The organism is Pseudoalteromonas 'SMAR' (assembly GCF_048515945.1).
In the GTDB taxonomy this organism is placed as follows: domain Bacteria; phylum Pseudomonadota; class Gammaproteobacteria; order Enterobacterales; family Alteromonadaceae; genus Pseudoalteromonas.
In genome coordinates, this window is sequence record NZ_JBLWMW010000003.1 from 94,257 (window position 1) to 110,683 (window position 16,427).

The window sequence follows — 16,427 nt, forward strand, 5'->3', positions numbered from 1 at the left end:
CTCCATCTTGCAACATCACTCCCTAATCTAAAGTATTGCGAAAGACACCCACCGCAATAACAACTATTTTCAGGTGTTTCCATCTTGCAACATCACTCCTTGATCTAAAATATTGCGAAAGACACCCACCGCAATTATACTGTATATATAAACAGTATAATTGCGGTGTAAAGATGAAATGTATTCCTATCAAGGCACAAGCCGGGATCACTGGCTTTGAGTCCCCTGCAGCTGAGTATAAGGAGCTTGGGCTGTCGTTGGATCAGCTGCTCGTCAGACACCCAAACACCACTTTTATCGGTTTGGCTGCTGGTGATTCGATGCAAGGCTTAGGGATCTTTGACGGTGATATTCTTATTGTTGATCGCGCCGTTGAACCGAAGCATTTGGATGTGATTGTGGCTAACTACAACAGTGAGTTTGTGTGTAAAGTCATTGATTTAAAAAAGCGGCAATTGCTTTCTGCCGGACGCTCTTTTGCGCCCGTTAATATTTCTGAGGCTGATGCTTTTCAACTTGAAGGAGTAGTAATAAGCGCAGTGAGGTTATTTCGACGCAATGACGAGTTAGCTAAATGTATGCCCTAGTTGATGCCACTGCTTTTTATGCCTCTGCAGAGAAAGTCTTTGATTTGAGCATTCGTAAAAAGCCTGTGGTGGTGCTTTCTAACAACGACGGCTGCATAGTCGCCGCTTCCCCAGAGGCCAGAAAGCTTGGACTGCCTAAGTTTCAGCCTTATTTTAAACTCAAACCCATCTTGCAACAGCATGGCGTGGTGATCCGCTCTTCTAACTATGAGCTATACGCGGATCTATCTGAAAAAATGATGAACATCATTGGGCAGTTCAGTGACAAACAATATGTTTACTCCATTGATGAAGCTTTTTTAAAGCTTGATGGTTACAATAAGCTAATTCCAAACTGGCATGACTATGGTCATTTAATCCGCCGCACAGTATGGCGTGGCACTAAGCTTCCTGTGGGAGTTGGGTTTGGTCCGACTCCAACACTCGCGAAAGCCGCAAACCATGCTGCTAAGAAATTTGTTGGAGCCACTGGTGTGGCTGTCATTGATAATGAGCAAGCCCGTCGTACCATTTTAAAGCAAATGGCTGTCTCTGATGTTTGGGGGGTTGGAAAGCGGCTGGCGAAAAAGCTTAATCTGATGGGAGTGAATAGCGCACTTGATTTAGCGAATCAAAACCCAAAACATATGCGTAAACAGTTCAGTGTTGTGTTAGAGCGTACCATTACAGAACTAAATGGCTATAAATGCCTAAGCTGGGATGACGTTACACAAAGAAAAAAGGAAATATACAGCACCCGAAGCTTTGGCCAGCGGATCACCGACCCCTGCTCTTTAAAAGCTGCACTCATTACTCACTGCACGATTGTGACTAAAAAGCTTAGACGGCAAGGATCATTAGCTAAGCAAATTATTGTTTTTGCACATTCATCTCCCTTTGAAGATGGCTTTTTTAAAAAGTCATTTATTACTTCTTTGCCCGTTGCCTCCAACGACTGCAGGGCTTTTGCCGCTACCGTAAAAGAGATATTTGGCCAGCTCTACCAACCTGGAGTGCGTTATTACAAAGCCGGTGTCGGCGCCTTTGAGCTAGAAGATGACCACCTACAACAAGCAGATATGTTTAATACATCACAAGACAACCCAAGGTTAATGGCAGTGATCGATAACATAAATAGCCGCTATGGCGATTCCGCTTTGGCCCTGGGTAGCCAAATACAAAGTAACCGCTGGGCAATGAAACGGGAGTACCTATCCCCCCACTACACTACTCGATGGTCTGATATTCCTACCATAAAATGTTGAAAGACAGATGAGTAGCTCTATTAGCTAAAGAGCTATGATGTAAGAACTAATGACACCCACCTTTTCTTAAAAACAAAAAACCAAAGGCTCAAGGATGTAATTTCGCACTATTTAAAAGTTACATTCAACAGAGAATTGCTTTTGCAAAGAGGATACTGGCTTTTTTAAACCTTATATCAATATAACGCACAGCAAATATTGTCAGCACAAAATTAGTCTGTAAGTTCAATCTACTCAAGTATATTACGCTAACAAACGCTCAGAGTTGACTAGGTTCGGTCTCCGCCTTTTATGTAACCTTTCACAATAGTTTGTAATTGCTTGTGGCCGGCCTGCAGCGCCATGAAATACATGAGAAAACTGAGTAGTCAACTTAAACCAATTCTCAGGCTCAATCTTTAACCTTGCAAGAATGGGGTGCACTTCGTCGATGTACCCTGCTTTATCGCTACGAATGCTTTTTCCTGTTAATTCAACTAATTCAAGATAATAAGTGAGCTCAAAAGGAATGCCTTTGGTCATATGCTTTCTAGGGTTCCCAGCAAAACGCAGTAAACTTTTTGGCTGCTTACCATGCTTTGCGTGCTCTATGCGCTTTTTGAGGCTGGTATAGTCAGAGGTTTCGGGTGTTGAAGCCATTTTCGCGCGGATAGGATTCAAATCTACATACACCATACAGGCGGCAAGCGCGGCTTCATCGAGTAGTGCTTGCGATTTGAACCGCCCTTCCCAAAAACGGCCTTTGCAGCCATCCTCCCTATTTGCTCTTCGAGCAATGTCTTCATTGAGTACACGCATAAACCAACTGATACTCGCCAACCTTTCTCTATATTGACTGATTTGCACAGCAAGCATGAGGTTCTCTGACTCATTGAGGGTCTCACCATTGATAAACTTATTCGTGAGCCAGTTTCCCTTATATAGCTTATGCCAACGAATAACAACAGCCCTATCTAATAAGCGTTTTGCTTTTTTATCATCAACATACAAAACAACATGAGTGTGATTACTCATCACTGCATAAGTGCAAACATCAATGCAAAAAGCACTGGCAAGCAGTAATAGCTTTTGTTCCACCCAGTGACGGCGATGTTCATAAGATTTTCCTGTTACTACGTCTTTGCCGCATAAATAGGCTTGCCTTACGCAGCGCGAAATACAGTGGTAGTACTTGGTGTCGACTAAACTGATCTGTCTTTTTCTGGCTGTTGCCATGGTGATGTCTCCTCAATCCTTGAGTACATAACTAACAGTAGACAAGTTTTCGAAAAGGAACAAATTTGAGGTGGGTGTCTTTAATTATCCCATTAAAGGTGGGTGTCTCTAATTATTTCTAATTATTTGTAAGCGTCACCTAAACCCCACCTAGCTACTGAAGACGCTCAGCTTATAAAGTACAGCTCTGATCTCAATTCGGAGCTGAATATGCCTAAACACAAAACCGCACAGCAATGGCTGAGACTTATCGAACAACAGGAACTCAGTGGTTTGTCTGTCAGTGATTTCTGCTCACAGCACAATCTCAGTACCAAGTCTTTTTATAATCGCCGAAGTAAACTTCGCACTAAAAAACCACCTGAGTCATCTTTTATTGCCGCTAAACCTGCTGCATCTGAGTTCGTTTCTCTGCCTGAATTGTTGCAGCTCAAACATGGTCAGAGTACGGTGTTGTTGCCATCAAACACAGACGTCCTGTGGTTGGCTGCACTGCTCAGGGCGCTGTCATGATCTGTTGGCAAAGTGAAGCTGTTTACTTACACCGCCAGCCGGTAGACTTTCGTAAATCCATCAATGGCCTCGCGGCGATTGTTGAGCAAGAAATGGCTGCACACGCGATGAGCGGCCAGGTGTTTGCATTTTGTAATAAAAACAAGGACAAGCTGAAGGTGTTGTATTGGGATAAAACCGGCTTTGCCTTGTGGTACAAGCGCCTTGAAAAAGACAAGTTTAAATGGCCCGACAAAGAAGACGATGACGTCGTTACGCTCAGCGCCGAACAATGGCAGTGGTTATTGTCTGGCTTATCGGTCATTGCCCATAAGCCGCTCAGCTATAGTTATAACGTATGATCATAACAGGAACTTTTAGATCACGATTTAATCTAAGTCATTAATTTAAAAAAGTTACTTATCTGATAAAGTAATACACATGCAAAACGAACTTGATGTATTACGTCAGCAGCTCGCGAAGCAAGAAGAGATCATTGCTCAGCTTCAGGCGCGTAATAACTACCTCGAAGAACAATTCAGACTGGCCCAGCAAAAACGCTTCGGTGCCAGCAGTGAGTCGCATCCTGCACAAGCTGACTTGTTCAATGAAGCTGAAACGCTGGTTGAAGAAGCACCTGAGCAAAACGTGGAAACCATCGAATATCAGCGCAAAAAGCCGACAAGTCAGCCACTGCCAAAAGATCTGCCCCGCGAACGTGTTGTGCATGACATCGACAACAAACAGTGTGACTGCTGTGGCGGTGAGCTGCACAAAATGGGCGAGGATGTGAGCGAAAAGCTGGAGTTTATTCCGGCCCAGGTTAAAGTCATCGAGCATGTCAGACCCAAATACAGCTGCCGGCACTGTGAAAAAACACAAACTCAGGTTGAGATAAAACAAGCTTCAGTCCCACCGAGCCCAGTTCCGAAAGGCATAGCAACGGCCAGTTTGCTGAGCCAGATCATCACCAGTAAATATCAGTATGGTTTACCGCTGTATCGACAGGAAAGCCTGTTCAAACAATATGGTATCGCGCTGAGCAGGCAGACTATGGCGGACTGGATGATCCGCTGTGCCAGTTTATTTAAACCACTCTACGACAGGCTGCATGAAGTGTTGCTACAGCAGCCGGTACTGCATGGCGATGAAACCACGGTTAAGGTGGTGAAAGAAGACAAACAGACCAGTTACATGTGGCTGTATTGCAGCGGCACGGACTCGCCTGAGGCTGAGGCAAGCATCCCTAATATCGCCCTGTTCGACTATCAGAATAGTCGTGCGGGTCGGTGTCCTGTGGCATTTTTACAGGGCTACGACGGCTATCTGCAAGTTGACGGTTATGCGGGCTATGAGCAAACGCAGGCGACACTGATTGGCTGCTGGGCGCACGCAAGACGCAAGTTCAAAGAAGCCGCAGATGCACAAGCCAAGGGAAAAACAGGTAAAGCGAACTGGGCGCTCAACCATATTCAAAAGTTATATCGGCTTGAAACTGTGAACAAAACAGCAAGCGCTGAGGGACGGCAGGCAGCACGGGCACAACAAAGCGGACCGCTGCTGGCCCAGTTTAAAACCTGGTTAGATAAATCAGCACAAACGGTGGTACCAAAATCGAAGCTGGGCGAGGCCGTCCATTATACGCTAAGGCAGTGGCCGAAACTCATTCGCTACCTCGATGACGGACACCTGAAGATAGACAACAACCGGGCAGAACGCGCTATCAAACCGTTCGTTATAGGGCGAAAGAACTGGCTGTTTAGCTTCACCACAAGTGGTTCTGAGAGTAGCGCAATCCTCTATAGCGTGATCGAAACAGCCAGAGCAAACGGCCACACCCCATTCGACTATGTGATGTATTGCTTAAACGAATTAGCTCAGCCACAGTGCGATATCGACAGCTTACTGCCCTGGCATGTTAGCCTCTAGGTGAAGTTCGCCGTACGTTTACAATTATTTTTTAAAGGTGGGTGTCTCTAATTATTTTTATTAAAGGTGGGTGTCTCTAATTATTTTTAATAAGGAGAGTAAATATCAACATTACAGTAAGTTTGATCTATGAGGTTGAGTGGAAGGAGCTAATTATGTGAGGCGCTTTAACAAGCTAACACTCTCCCCACTCTAAACAAAAGCTAACATTAGCACCGCCACGAGGAATATTGCACAGTTTTAGCTGCCCACCGTGGTTTTCAATAATTATTCGTGAAAGCATTAGACCTATGCCGTTGCCATCGGCTTTTGTAGTGTAAAAAGCTTCTGCAGCTTCATTTAAATTAGAAAAGCCGGGACCGGTGTCAGTGACACTAAATCTCAGCTTATTATCGTCAAATGTGATAGTGAGCGTTATCTCTGGCGGGGGCGTACATGCTTCTTGAGAATTATTAATAAGATGACAAAGCACTTGCTTGATTTGACTGGCATCAAAAAAGCCAAATTGCTCAGCTGTGCATTCCACCTTTAATTGTGGGTAGATACTTTGTAGCTGGATACAAAGCTCACTGAGCACGACAATCTGCTTATTCGCTGGCGGCAGTTTGGCAAGCGAAGCATAATTACCCATAAAAGATTTAAGGTAGTTGGTGCGCTCGTTGATGAGCGAAAGCCCACGGTTAAATTTCTCTAAATCTAAGTCGCCACTTAAGCGCTTAGTAAGGCTGCGAGCTACTGTACCAATTGGCGCTAATGCATTGTTGATCTCATGGCTTAGAATGCGAACAAAACGCTGTAAAGCGTCTTTTTCTTGTTGATATAAAATGCTGTCGAGCTGTTTTAACACCAAAAGAGTATGGGGTTTATTGGCAATGTAGCAACTGTCGTGCTGAAACAGAAAAGCATGCTCAGTTTCATTAACCATCAACCAAACTTTTCCTTGTTTTTGTTGGGCTTGAAGTGATTGAAACCAGCTCATGGCATTGTCTTTATAACTATTTAAAAAGGCTCGCTCAGCGTAGCTATTGGCAAATGCAACGCTGTGGCTGTCGAATACAATCAGCGCACAATCAATCTTTTCGATAATCTGCTTTAACAGATCACTTTGCTCTGCCAGAGCTCGTTGGTCAGCTTGCATGGCTTGTGCAAGGGCATTTAAATGGCCAACAGTTGAATGTAATTGCGAGTCTTTGCCATGCACCGCTCTTACAGCATAATCGCCTTGTCGAAGCGAAATCAACAAGGTATCAATCAAATTAATGGTATTTTGTCTGGTCGAACCATATTGGTACGCGAGCAATGCCAAACACAGCACAAATACCAAATCCACCAACATAATCAATGTGATTGGATAACCGTGTACAATGAGTAAGGCGTTAACGATAGCAAGTAGTAACGTATTTAACAGCCAATGGCCATAGCGATAAAACAAGTTTACTTATCTCCTACTCGTACTTGTTCATTTTTCGATACCAAGCGCTGCGCGATAGGCCCAAGCTCTTCGCCGCTTTGGATACGTTACCATCATGAAACTCTAGTCTTTTAAAAAGTGCTTGTTCAACAATTTCATCCAGCGTTAAATCATGGTGCTCTGGCGCAATCAAATTATCTGTTTGCAGCGAAGGCTGCACTGTGCGCTGTGTCGGGGTGAGCGCCAAATCGCTGGCAAATACCTGAGCGCCGATGCATGTAAACACCACACGTTCCATCATATGCTTGAGCTCTCTAATATTACCTGGAAACTCGTAGCCATTCAGCGCTTTAACAGCGCAAGGCATTAGGGTTGGTGAGGGTTTATTATTATCTTTGCTAAAGCGCATTAAAAAGCGCTCTGCTAATGGCAAAATATCCTCAGGACACTCCCTTAATGGCGGTATTTCAACTTCTGCGGTATTTAATCGGTAATATAAATCTTGGCGAAATTGGTTATTAGCAATTGCTTTATTGAGTTGGCAGTTGGTTGCGGAAATAATCCTAGCAGTATTGTTCAAAACTTTATGACTACCAACCGCACTATACTCTCGCTCTTCTAATACCTGAAGCAATTTTGCTTGAGATTGCAAAGATAAATTAGCAATTTCATCTAAAAATAGCGAGCCATTGCTGGCCAGTGTGAAGGCACCAACGCGATCTTCTTTGGCATCGGTAAATGCGCCTTTTTTATGGCCGAATAGCTCAGAATTAAATAGCTCGTCACTCACCGCCCCCATGTTAATTGCGACAAAGCTCCCACCAGCGCGGTTCGAGTGCTCGTGTACATATTGCGCATAATAACTCTTTCCCGTGCCATTTTCGCCAGTCAGCAAGATGTTCATGTTACTTTGTGCCAACTGGGTTAGCTGAGTCAACACACGCTGTTTTTTTTCACTATGAGTTTCACAGTGAACCGTTTGCTGAGGCTTTTTAAGGCGCTCATTTTCAGCTGATAGCCGAACTAAATGTTCTCTGTCGACTCGCTTTTCTAATTGTACTTTAATGCTATGAGCAAGGCGCTGATCATCCCATGGCTTTTCAATAAAGTCGGCTGCGCCTTGCTTTAACGCCGTAACAGCAAGCTCTAACGTTGCCCAGCCAGTCATGACCACAATGGGTAAAAGTGGGTCAACCTGGATAAGCTTAGCGATAGCTGCGAGTCCTTCCTTACCACTGGTAGTGTCTTGGGTAAAGTTCATATCCAATAACACTAAGTCCACGTCCTGAGTACTGACATACTCAATTGCCGCCTCAGGCGTCACCACACCATGACAAGCGTAACCCTCATCCTCAAGTAAAAATTTTAGACTCGCTTGAATGTCCAACGAATCGTCAACTATTAGTACCTTCTTCAAATTATTATTCCATTCTTAAGCTCACTGCTGGTTGAGCTTTTATACTGCGTTTCACCGGGATATAAAGTGCAAAGCATACCGCAATAAATACCAGCAGCAAAGTGACGCTACCTGCGCCAAACATCACACTAAAAGGCACAATGCCGCGAAAAAAGTCCACAGCGAGATAGCATAAGATATAAAAAGTGAACGCAGAAATTGCCAACCCAGTTATTGTGTGGGTTAGATTTTTCTTTATAAATAACAATACGATCTGGTTATCTTTACAGCCAAGCGCACGGCGAATGCCTATCTCATAGCTCGATTTATTGATGTTACTAAGCCCCATGGCATAAATACCAATTAACGAGAGCGTCAACGCAAATCCACCGACAATCAAAAAGACATATATGATACTGGTAAAGGCACCAATCATAGAGCGATGATTGTCATAGTGATCAAAAATATAGCTAGCCTCTAGCGGACTCGACAGCCGACTCAACACGCGATAAAACGCTTCATGGCTTTGGCTTGGCGGCAGCTTAGAAATAAATTTAACCGCCATAGTATTATTTGTTACGGCATATTGACGGAAACTAAAATAGATTTCGTGACGACGCTCTCTGGCAACAACGCTCATTTCATCCACTGCAATACCCACTATTTTAGCACTAGGCCATTTTGCATCACGTAAAAGCAGTGATCGCCCTAATATGTCGGCACTGCCAAACAAAGCTTTTGCCAGAGAATCACTAATAATCACAACAGGCGCCGCTTCCAAATTATCTTGCTCGGTAAAGTTTCTGCCACTGTGCAATTCACGCTTAAAGAGATGTGAAACAGCTTCAACATTTATGATTTTATCGGTATAAACTTCACCTTCGCTTGTTAGCACATCAAGCTCCATATCGCGTTGATACACGCGCCCTTCAGTAAAGGCCGGATCTAGTGTCATGCCCAAGACCAGCGCATTAGCCATTTCAACCGCTTTATCACTGGAAAACTCACTTTCAGTTTGAAGCTGCAGCTCAGTTGAATACACCCCTTTAAGGGTTTCTCCATCAATATTTCCCGCCATAGAGTACATCACATAGCCAATGGTGCTCGACGCCATCAACATAAAGCTCACTAAGGTCACTTGCAAAGACAATAAACGTTTTGACATCAAGCCAGCATGTTTTCCGGTCGCACCTCGTGTGCCGTCTCGCAGTACATCATTGATGTTAAAATTAGCTGTTTTCACCGCAGGTAACAGCACGGCAACAGCAAAGACCAGGCTTATCAACAGTAATGACACCAATATGGTGATGCCATTAAGCTGCCAATACCACCAATATGGCATTTTGCCGCCAAACATCATATTCATGAAAAAGTTCACCGCGCGTAAGCCTAGGTCCGTTAGCAGTAATGCCACGACCCAACTACTAAAGCAGTAAACCAAGCCCTCACAAGCGTGTTGCTGAATAACCCTTATTTTTGTTGCCCCTATCGCGGCCCGAATAGCCGACTCCTTTTGTCTCTCAATGATTTTGGCAAAGAGTAAGTTGCCAATGTTGATTGAGGAAATAAGCAAAATGAGCACGATACCAATCATAAACAAAGTAAATATAAAGACTGCTTCACCGTCGGTATTGTATTCCATCAACGTCATTGACTCTACTCGGGCCGATTTATCAACCTCAAGTTCTGACTGACTCGCTACTCGCTTAGCAAAATCGGTAAAAAATAAACTCAAACGTTGCTCTAACTTTGCCTCTACCGCCTCACTTGGACTCTTATAAATAAGGTTAATGGCATCAGTTGGCTCCGTGTTATTGCCTTTCAGTGGTAGCCAGAGTTTAGAAAATATCGGGAAATTATTGCGCTTGGGCATCACACCAATTATCTCGTAAGGCTTTTGATTAATCACCATAGTACGGCCAATAACGTCTTTACTACCTTGGAATAGGTGCAGCCATAAATAATCAGAAATCACCACCACATCTTGGGCTGCCCCTACAAAATCTTCCGCTGTATAAAACCTCCCAAGCGCCGGTTTACTATTCAGAAAGTTAAAAAAACGCGCATCAACATAGGAGCCACGATAATGATTGCCCTGCTCAGCGTCACTTACCCAAACACTAGCCGGAGCAATATAAAGCCACTCTTCAAGTTGTTTAATTTCTTCAAGCTGTTGTAACTCCGGTAACATGCGATATTGAAATTGATTTTGCTTGCTGATGGGATTGTGTACCTTAAAGATTCTGATTTGTGGGCTGTCATTACTCATTTGGCTGTGTGAGAACGCCACCGTATAAATATAGTTAAAGCCAACTAAGGATATGGTTAAACTACCAACCATAATAAACATCATTAATAACGTAAAGCGCATTGATTTTGCGATATTCCTTAGGGCATAACGAAAGTCTAAAAGTAATCCCATACTAAGCTCCAACGACTTTGCTTGTACGTTCAAGCTTCTTTTTATCCCTTAAAATCGTGCCATCAAGCATAGAGATAACACGGCTGGCGTAGGTCGTAGATTCAATATCATGAGTTACCATGCATATCGTTTTACCCGCGGCATGTAGTTCGCTCAGCAGTCCTAGCACTTGCTGTGCGTTATTTGAATCCAAGTTACCAGTCGGCTCATCGGCCAGGATAAGATCTGGGGAATTGATCAGCGCCCTTGCAACTGCTGCACGTTGTTGCTGACCTCCTGAAAGCTGAGATGGAAAGTGGTTGATGCGGTTTTCTAACCCCACCATCGCTAGTGCCTCTTTGGCTTTTCGAGTCATCTCCTTTTGAGACATACCACCGATATAAGTTAACGGTAACATAACGTTTTCAAGTACACTTAAATCGCTAATAAGATTAAAAGCTTGAAAAATAAAGCCAATATGATTTGCTCGAATATGAGCACGTTGGTCTGAGCTTAAATTGAAAGCGGGGTTACCACTGATATAATACTCGCCATTATTTGGCTCATCAATCAGGCCCAGAATGGACAATAACGTAGACTTTCCACACCCCGAAGGTCCTGTGATAGCGACAAATTCACCGGGCTTGACCTCAAGATTAATGCCGTCTAGAGCTTGAGTTGCGATTTCCTCTGTCTGAAACCGTTTTTCGATATTATTAAGTTGAATTACTGAGTTCATCATAATGTCCTATTAGCGCACTAATACTTGGCTATCTTGCGTATATTTTTCCATATCGGAAATAATGATAGTTTGATTTTTATTAAGACCTTCAAGCACTTCGATGTAGTTTACCGAACGCTGACCAAATTTGACTGTTTTTTTCGTGGCAAGATGTTCATCAACAACAAACACGCTAGCTTGGTTATTTGCGACCGCGTTGGCCGGCATCGCGACAAATAAAGCATCGGGCTTATGGCTTGTTGTAATAACGCCTTCGACATTGAGTTTGTCTCTGGCTTCTACTGGCAAAGTCCCTTCTATACTCAACTCAACTTCAACTTGGCCGTTGGTTACTTTTGGCGAAACACGTTTGACGATAGCATTAAAACGCGAACTGTAAGTATCGATAATAGCCGACTGTCCTACTTGTACATGTGGCGCATCTAATTCGGCAATATTTATCTTAGCAACCAGCATTCGAGGGTCTGCCACTTCTGCAACAGAGCTGGTATTGGACAACTGCATCCCCACTGCAATCAGCACATCCTGAATTTGTCCAGTGATAGGTGAGCGTACATTTAGGGCTGCAATATTTTCTTCTAGTAGCTTGATTTCGGAGTGCAAACTTACTTGTTCAGCCTGCTGTGCTTTGACGTTGGCATGCAGTATTGCTTGCTGAGTATCAACCCTGACTTGCAGCAGTTCAACTTGCTTTTGACTCCGCTGCATTGCAAACTCACTGCGCTGATGATCCAGCTGAGAAATGGTACTATTGCCCTTTTCGATTAACGTTTTTTGTGCCTGCCACTGCATTTTATCGGCTTTAAATGCCAATAAAGCGTCATAATATGCAGTTTTAGCCTCTTGCACTTTAGCTTTTAGCTCTGCAAGTTCAGCCTCATGTTGAGCTGATATTTTACTAAGCTGGCTTTGCTTTTGGATAAGCGCTTCGCGCAATGAAGGGTTTTCTAAACGAGCAAGTAACATCCCCTGAGTTACCATTTCCCCAGGTTTGACTAGCACCTCAACCACTTTGCCGCCACTACCACTGGTAACCAAGTGGCGCTTCTCTAATGCTAACCTACCAAGTCCTTTGACACTGAGCTCAAACTCTCCCTGTTGAACGTTAGCAACAATTAATTCCTCTTGATAAACCACATTCGATGCGCTTTGGGTATACGCTTTGGCAAAAAAAACCAAGCCAAGCACAACGAATACAACCACAAGCAATATCACTTTGTGAATTGGCATACGCTTAGTTTTTGCTAATTTTATATCCATACTCTGTACTCCACGTTAAGAATAAGAGATGAGTATCAAATTTCAGGCCAAATTATTTATATCTAAAAATCAAATAATTATGGAAATTTTAGACATTTCATACTCGGCAGCTGTGTCGATATCGACACACTGTATCCGGCATATGTCTCTAAAGTGGAACAGTGGTGTGATTCAGTAATAGCGCTTTGTGTGCTTGCTAACTAAGTCATGTAAATTCAAATGATTTCATTCCCAGCTGCGAAGCGCTCTAATTGAAAGCACAAAAAATCAATAGAGCAGCTTTCTCCACTTTGGGTTCACGAGTGACAATGTTTTTCTAATATGCACTGGTTAAGCCCCTAGGTTGCAGACATAGAGATCTAGGCTAGTTTTAGAGTAGTGCCACGGATGTAGAAAATAATGGCAAGCACGAAACCAAGTTTGCAGTGCGATCCCCAGGTAAATGGGTTCGCACTTTGTCTTAGTCAAACAGGTTAGTAGTCTGTCAGGTTTTGGCTGTAGATTTGCAACGCGTTATCGAGGTCGGCAATTAAATCTTCAACGTCTTCAAGGCCAATATGGAGTCTGATCACCGGGCCCTGCTCCCAGCCTGTGGTAGTACGTAAATGAGCCATGGTTTTATTGGCCGTCACTAGGCTTTCATATCCACCCCACGAAAAACCCATTTTAAAGTGTTCTAAGGCATCGAGAAAACGGTTAATGGCTTTTTGCGAACCTTGTTTCATCACGATTGAAAACAGCCCATTACTGCCATCAAAGTCGCGTTTAAAGAACTCGTGGCCAGGGCAAGTGGCAAAGGCCGGATGACGGACATGATCGACCAGTGGGTGTCCTGCAAGCCACGTTGCTACCTCGAGTGCTGATTGTTCATGTTGCTTTAACCTTGCAGGCATGGTGCGTAAACCGCGCAGCGCTAAGTAAGCATCATCGGCTGAGGTACACTGCCCAAGCAAATACGAATGCTCTCTCAGGGCTGGCCAGTAACGTTCGCTCGCCACAGCAACACCCATCATAACATCGGAGTGACCGACAATGTATTTTGTTGCGGCCTGAATGCTAATGTCGACCCCATGATCCAATGGCCGGTAATGCCAACCATTGCCATAGGTGTTGTCCAACATAGTGATAATATTATGTTCTTTCGCAACCTTAACCAAGCTAGGCACGTCTTGAATTTCCATGGTAATAGAGCCTGGAGATTCTAAAAACAGCACCTTAGTATTGGGCTTTATCAGCTCAGCAATGCCGGCACCAATCATAGGATCATAGTAGGTGGTTTCAATGCCATAGCCTTTCAGTAATTTGTCGCATAAGTCACGCGTGGGTTCATAAGCCGTATCCACCATTAATAAATGATCTCCAGCCTGTAAAAAAGACAGCAACGACTGTGCAATGGCGGCAGCACCAGAAGGATACAAAGCGCAGCCTGCGCCATTTTCTAGCTCAATAATGGCATCTTGCAGAGCAAAGTGAGTGTGCGTGCCACGACGACCATAAAATAAGGTACGGTGGCCACGTCCTTTTACTGCTTCGTGCAATTCCGCCACACTGTCAAATACAACCGTTGAAGCGCGTTGAACCACAGGGTTAACGACCCCGTTAGTGTATTCAGATTTTCTTCCAGCAGAAACTATTTTTGTATGTTTTTTCATCGTCACTTTTGACCTTGTGCGCGCCAATACTCAACTAGGTACCTTGAAATGGAATCTTCACGAGTGAGCTTGTAACCTGGCGCTGTGTCACCCCACTGTGAAAAGGTATTTAATTCGGCTCGAGAGAACCATTTTGCTTGCTCTAATTCATCTTGTTCTACAAAAATGTCTGTGGTTTTGGCTTTGGCAATAAACCCTAACATTAATGATGATGGAAACGGCCAAGGTTGCGACGCTATGTACTGAGGGTCGTAGGCCTCAACACCCGCTTCCTCCATCACTTCGCGGATCACCGCTTGCTCTAAGGTTTCACCAGGGTCCACAAACCCCGCCAAGGTTGAAAATACGCCCTCGGGCCAACTGGCTTGGCGACCAAGCAGGCAGCGCTCCACGCCATCAGAAAAAGTATGAGTCACTAACATAATTACCGCCGGATCGGTGCGGGGAAAAGTCATATGACGGCATTTCGGGTTAGTACAACCACGGGCATGTCCAGCTTCAACTGGCCGGTTGGGCTGACCACAACGGCCACAAAAGCAATGTGTTTTATGCCAATAACACAAGCCCCTAGCCAATACCCCAATTGAACCTTGGGTCATGGGTAGGTTGCGGCCTACTTGGCGCATATCGATAAAACGGGTGTTGGGGTTATCAAATTGCAATTGCTGCGATTGCGATGTGATATCTAAGGCAAAATAACTGTGTTCATCATCTTTGCCAAGAAAGATGGCATTAGCGAGATCAAGGCCAGTGACTTCGTCACGATTTAGAAAGCATAACTCATTGCGGTGGGTGTCCACTAAATTCGCGTCGTTATCAATTAATAACCAGCGGCTTTGCGGGCCCATTTGTGACAATAACCAATTTTTGTCTTTTCGTTCATTAGATGCTCTGTCGAGCATCATTTGAGAGTAATATAGCAAGTGACTGTCCCTACATTATAAATGCTGAGCTGCCCAGTAAACATAGCTTATAACACCACAGCTATAGGCGCTCAGCGGTAATACAGCTAAAAGCTACCATAGCCCAGTGTGACTGGCAAAAAAAAAGCCCCATTGGGGCTTTTGGAACTACAGTGTACTCACACTACAGAGGCAAGTTGTTGCATTAACTTTTGGTTTTCACTTTCGATGTGCTTATAAAATGCGACATCTTTTAACTTTTGCGCAGCGGCTTCATCCACCACAATCACCGCATCTCGGTGCATTTGTAGCGCAGAAGCGGGGCAAGCTGCTGTTAAAGGCCCTTCCACCATAGCAGCCACGGCATCCGCTTTGTTTGCTCCGGTGGCCAGCAGTACCACTTTTCTGGCATCTAAAATCGTGCCAATTCCCATGGTAATAGAAAGGTGAGGTTGATATTCATCGGCGCTAAAAAAACGTGCATTATCATCGATGGTGGCTTTAGTAAGGGTTTTTACCCGAGTGCGAGATGTTAAGCCAGAAGACGGTTCATTAAAGCCAATATGACCATTACGGCCAATCCCGAGTAGCTGTACGTCAATACCACCCGCTTGGCTGATACGTGCTTCATACTCATCGCAAGCGCTGATGGGGTTTTGAGCATTACCCGGCGGTACGTGTGTGTTTTCGGGCTTGATATCAATATGATCAAATAACTGCTGTTGCATAAAGTAGCGATAGCTTTGTGGGTGGGTGTCCTCAAGACCTAAATATTCATCTAGATTAAAACTCGTGACTTTAGAAAAGCTTAGCTCCCCTGCCTGATTTCGGGCAATGAGTTGTTGATATAACGCCACTGGCGTTGAGCCTGTCGCGAGCCCCAGCACAGAATCCGCTTTTTGCTGTATCTGTTTCGTGAAAATATCGGCTCCATAGCCAGCCACCGCGGTAGCATCTTTGAGGATAACGACTTGCATATACACACCCAGATTTGAAGAAAAAGAAAATGGGATCTGAACCCTACCCCGCGTGCAATCAGAATAAGGCCAGATCAAACCTAATTGGGATACACAGCATTAGGTTATTACCATTATGACAACGCTGTCATTATTATCAGAAATAACCGCTTTGTAAAGTAAAAGTGAAAAAAACACGCGGGTTTTTTATGCTAAATTTGCATAACAATATAAAAAAGC

General features: G+C 44.1%; 14 protein-coding genes. 5 read left to right on the forward strand and 9 right to left on the reverse strand.

What is annotated here, in order from left to right:
• Positions 1-173: 173 nt before the first annotated feature.
• Both ACNKW2_RS02515 and ACNKW2_RS02520 read left to right on the forward strand, forming a co-directional pair.
• Positions 174-587, forward strand: a complete 414-nt coding sequence (locus ACNKW2_RS02515) for a S24 family peptidase (protein WP_419147143.1) — start codon at positions 174-176, stop codon at positions 585-587.
• A complete protein-coding gene (locus tag ACNKW2_RS02520; protein WP_419147144.1) occupies positions 575-1,831 on the forward strand; it encodes a Y-family DNA polymerase in 1,257 nt (418 codons plus the stop codon). The genes ACNKW2_RS02515 and ACNKW2_RS02520 overlap by 13 nt, the downstream gene beginning before the upstream one ends.
• A gap of 243 nt (positions 1,832-2,074) precedes the next feature.
• Here ACNKW2_RS02520 and ACNKW2_RS02525 read toward each other — a convergent pair whose 3' ends face one another.
• Positions 2,075-3,046 carry a transposase gene (locus ACNKW2_RS02525; protein ID WP_419147145.1) on the reverse strand — a complete coding sequence of 324 codons (972 nt, stop codon included), beginning with the start codon at positions 3,044-3,046 and terminating at the stop codon, positions 2,075-2,077.
• Positions 3,047-3,256: 210 nt separating this feature from the next.
• On the opposite strand from ACNKW2_RS02525, the gene tnpA reads away from it, so the two are divergent.
• The 3 genes from tnpA to tnpC all read left to right on the forward strand — a co-directional run bounded on the left by tnpA (position 3,257) and on the right by tnpC (position 5,467).
• Positions 3,257-3,559 carry an IS66 family insertion sequence element accessory protein TnpA gene (gene tnpA, locus ACNKW2_RS02530; protein ID WP_419147146.1) on the forward strand — a complete coding sequence of 101 codons (303 nt, stop codon included), beginning with the start codon at positions 3,257-3,259 and terminating at the stop codon, positions 3,557-3,559.
• A complete protein-coding gene (gene tnpB, locus ACNKW2_RS02535) occupies positions 3,556-3,900 on the forward strand; it encodes an IS66 family insertion sequence element accessory protein TnpB (protein WP_419147147.1) in 345 nt (114 codons plus the stop codon). The genes tnpA and tnpB overlap by 4 nt, the downstream gene beginning before the upstream one ends.
• A gap of 79 nt (positions 3,901-3,979) precedes the next feature.
• Entirely contained in the window at positions 3,980-5,467 is a 1,488-nt protein-coding gene (tnpC, locus tag ACNKW2_RS02540; protein WP_419147148.1) for an IS66 family transposase, read from the forward strand.
• A 175-nt stretch (positions 5,468-5,642) separates the two neighbouring features.
• Here the strand turns inward: tnpC and ACNKW2_RS02545 are convergent, their stop codons facing one another.
• The 8 genes from ACNKW2_RS02545 to nagB all read right to left on the reverse strand — a co-directional run bounded on the left by ACNKW2_RS02545 (position 5,643) and on the right by nagB (position 16,208).
• Positions 5,643-6,899: a sensor histidine kinase gene (locus ACNKW2_RS02545; protein WP_419147149.1), complete on the reverse strand. Its 1,257-nt coding sequence runs from the start codon at positions 6,897-6,899 to the stop codon at positions 5,643-5,645.
• A gap of 13 nt (positions 6,900-6,912) precedes the next feature.
• The gene (locus ACNKW2_RS02550; RefSeq protein WP_419147150.1) at positions 6,913-8,295 is read right to left on the reverse strand and encodes a sigma-54-dependent transcriptional regulator; all 1,383 of its coding nucleotides are present in this window, start codon (positions 8,293-8,295) and stop codon (positions 6,913-6,915) included.
• A 4-nt stretch (positions 8,296-8,299) separates the two neighbouring features.
• Positions 8,300-10,696 (reverse strand): ABC transporter permease, encoded by a 2,397-nt coding sequence (locus ACNKW2_RS02555; RefSeq protein ID WP_419147151.1) that lies wholly within the window; start codon positions 10,694-10,696, stop codon positions 8,300-8,302.
• A gap of 1 nt (position 10,697) precedes the next feature.
• On the reverse strand, positions 10,698-11,414 hold the full coding sequence (locus ACNKW2_RS02560) for an ABC transporter ATP-binding protein (protein WP_419147190.1): 717 nt from the start codon (positions 11,412-11,414) through the stop codon (positions 10,698-10,700).
• 12 nt (positions 11,415-11,426) lie between these two features.
• Positions 11,427-12,677, reverse strand: a complete 1,251-nt coding sequence (locus ACNKW2_RS02565) for an efflux RND transporter periplasmic adaptor subunit (protein ID WP_419147152.1) — start codon at positions 12,675-12,677, stop codon at positions 11,427-11,429.
• Between the two features lie 473 nt (positions 12,678-13,150).
• Positions 13,151-14,329, reverse strand: coding sequence for a cystathionine beta-lyase (locus ACNKW2_RS02570; RefSeq protein ID WP_419147153.1), 1,179 nt, complete (start codon positions 14,327-14,329; stop codon positions 13,151-13,153).
• 2 nt (positions 14,330-14,331) lie between these two features.
• Positions 14,332-15,234: an NAD(+) diphosphatase gene (gene nudC / locus ACNKW2_RS02575; protein WP_419147191.1), complete on the reverse strand. Its 903-nt coding sequence runs from the start codon at positions 15,232-15,234 to the stop codon at positions 14,332-14,334.
• A 176-nt stretch (positions 15,235-15,410) separates the two neighbouring features.
• Entirely contained in the window at positions 15,411-16,208 is a 798-nt protein-coding gene (gene nagB, locus ACNKW2_RS02580; RefSeq protein WP_419147154.1) for a glucosamine-6-phosphate deaminase, read from the reverse strand.
• Positions 16,209-16,427: the final 219 nt, after the last annotated feature.

What these genes read in the sequence shown, in the direction of transcription:
- ACNKW2_RS02515 (WP_419147143.1), top strand. Translation starts at nt 174, where the DNA reads ATGAAATGTATTCCTATCAAGGCACAAGCCGGGATCACTGGCTTTGAG.
- ACNKW2_RS02520 (WP_419147144.1), top strand. Translation starts at nt 575, where the DNA reads ATGTATGCCCTAGTTGATGCCACTGCTTTTTATGCCTCTGCAGAGAAA.
- ACNKW2_RS02525 (WP_419147145.1), bottom strand. Translation starts at nt 3,046, where the DNA reads ATGGCAACAGCCAGAAAAAGACAGATCAGTTTAGTCGACACCAAGTAC.
- tnpA (WP_419147146.1), top strand. Translation starts at nt 3,257, where the DNA reads ATGCCTAAACACAAAACCGCACAGCAATGGCTGAGACTTATCGAACAA.
- tnpB (WP_419147147.1), top strand. Translation starts at nt 3,556, where the DNA reads ATGATCTGTTGGCAAAGTGAAGCTGTTTACTTACACCGCCAGCCGGTA.
- tnpC (WP_419147148.1), top strand. Translation starts at nt 3,980, where the DNA reads ATGCAAAACGAACTTGATGTATTACGTCAGCAGCTCGCGAAGCAAGAA.
- ACNKW2_RS02555 (WP_419147151.1), bottom strand. Translation starts at nt 10,696, where the DNA reads ATGGGATTACTTTTAGACTTTCGTTATGCCCTAAGGAATATCGCAAAA.
- ACNKW2_RS02560 (WP_419147190.1), bottom strand. Translation starts at nt 11,414, where the DNA reads ATGAACTCAGTAATTCAACTTAATAATATCGAAAAACGGTTTCAGACA.
- ACNKW2_RS02565 (WP_419147152.1), bottom strand. Translation starts at nt 12,677, where the DNA reads ATGGATATAAAATTAGCAAAAACTAAGCGTATGCCAATTCACAAAGTG.
- ACNKW2_RS02570 (WP_419147153.1), bottom strand. Translation starts at nt 14,329, where the DNA reads ATGAAAAAACATACAAAAATAGTTTCTGCTGGAAGAAAATCTGAATAC.
- nudC (WP_419147191.1), bottom strand. Translation starts at nt 15,234, where the DNA reads ATGATGCTCGACAGAGCATCTAATGAACGAAAAGACAAAAATTGGTTA.
- nagB (WP_419147154.1), bottom strand. Translation starts at nt 16,208, where the DNA reads ATGCAAGTCGTTATCCTCAAAGATGCTACCGCGGTGGCTGGCTATGGA.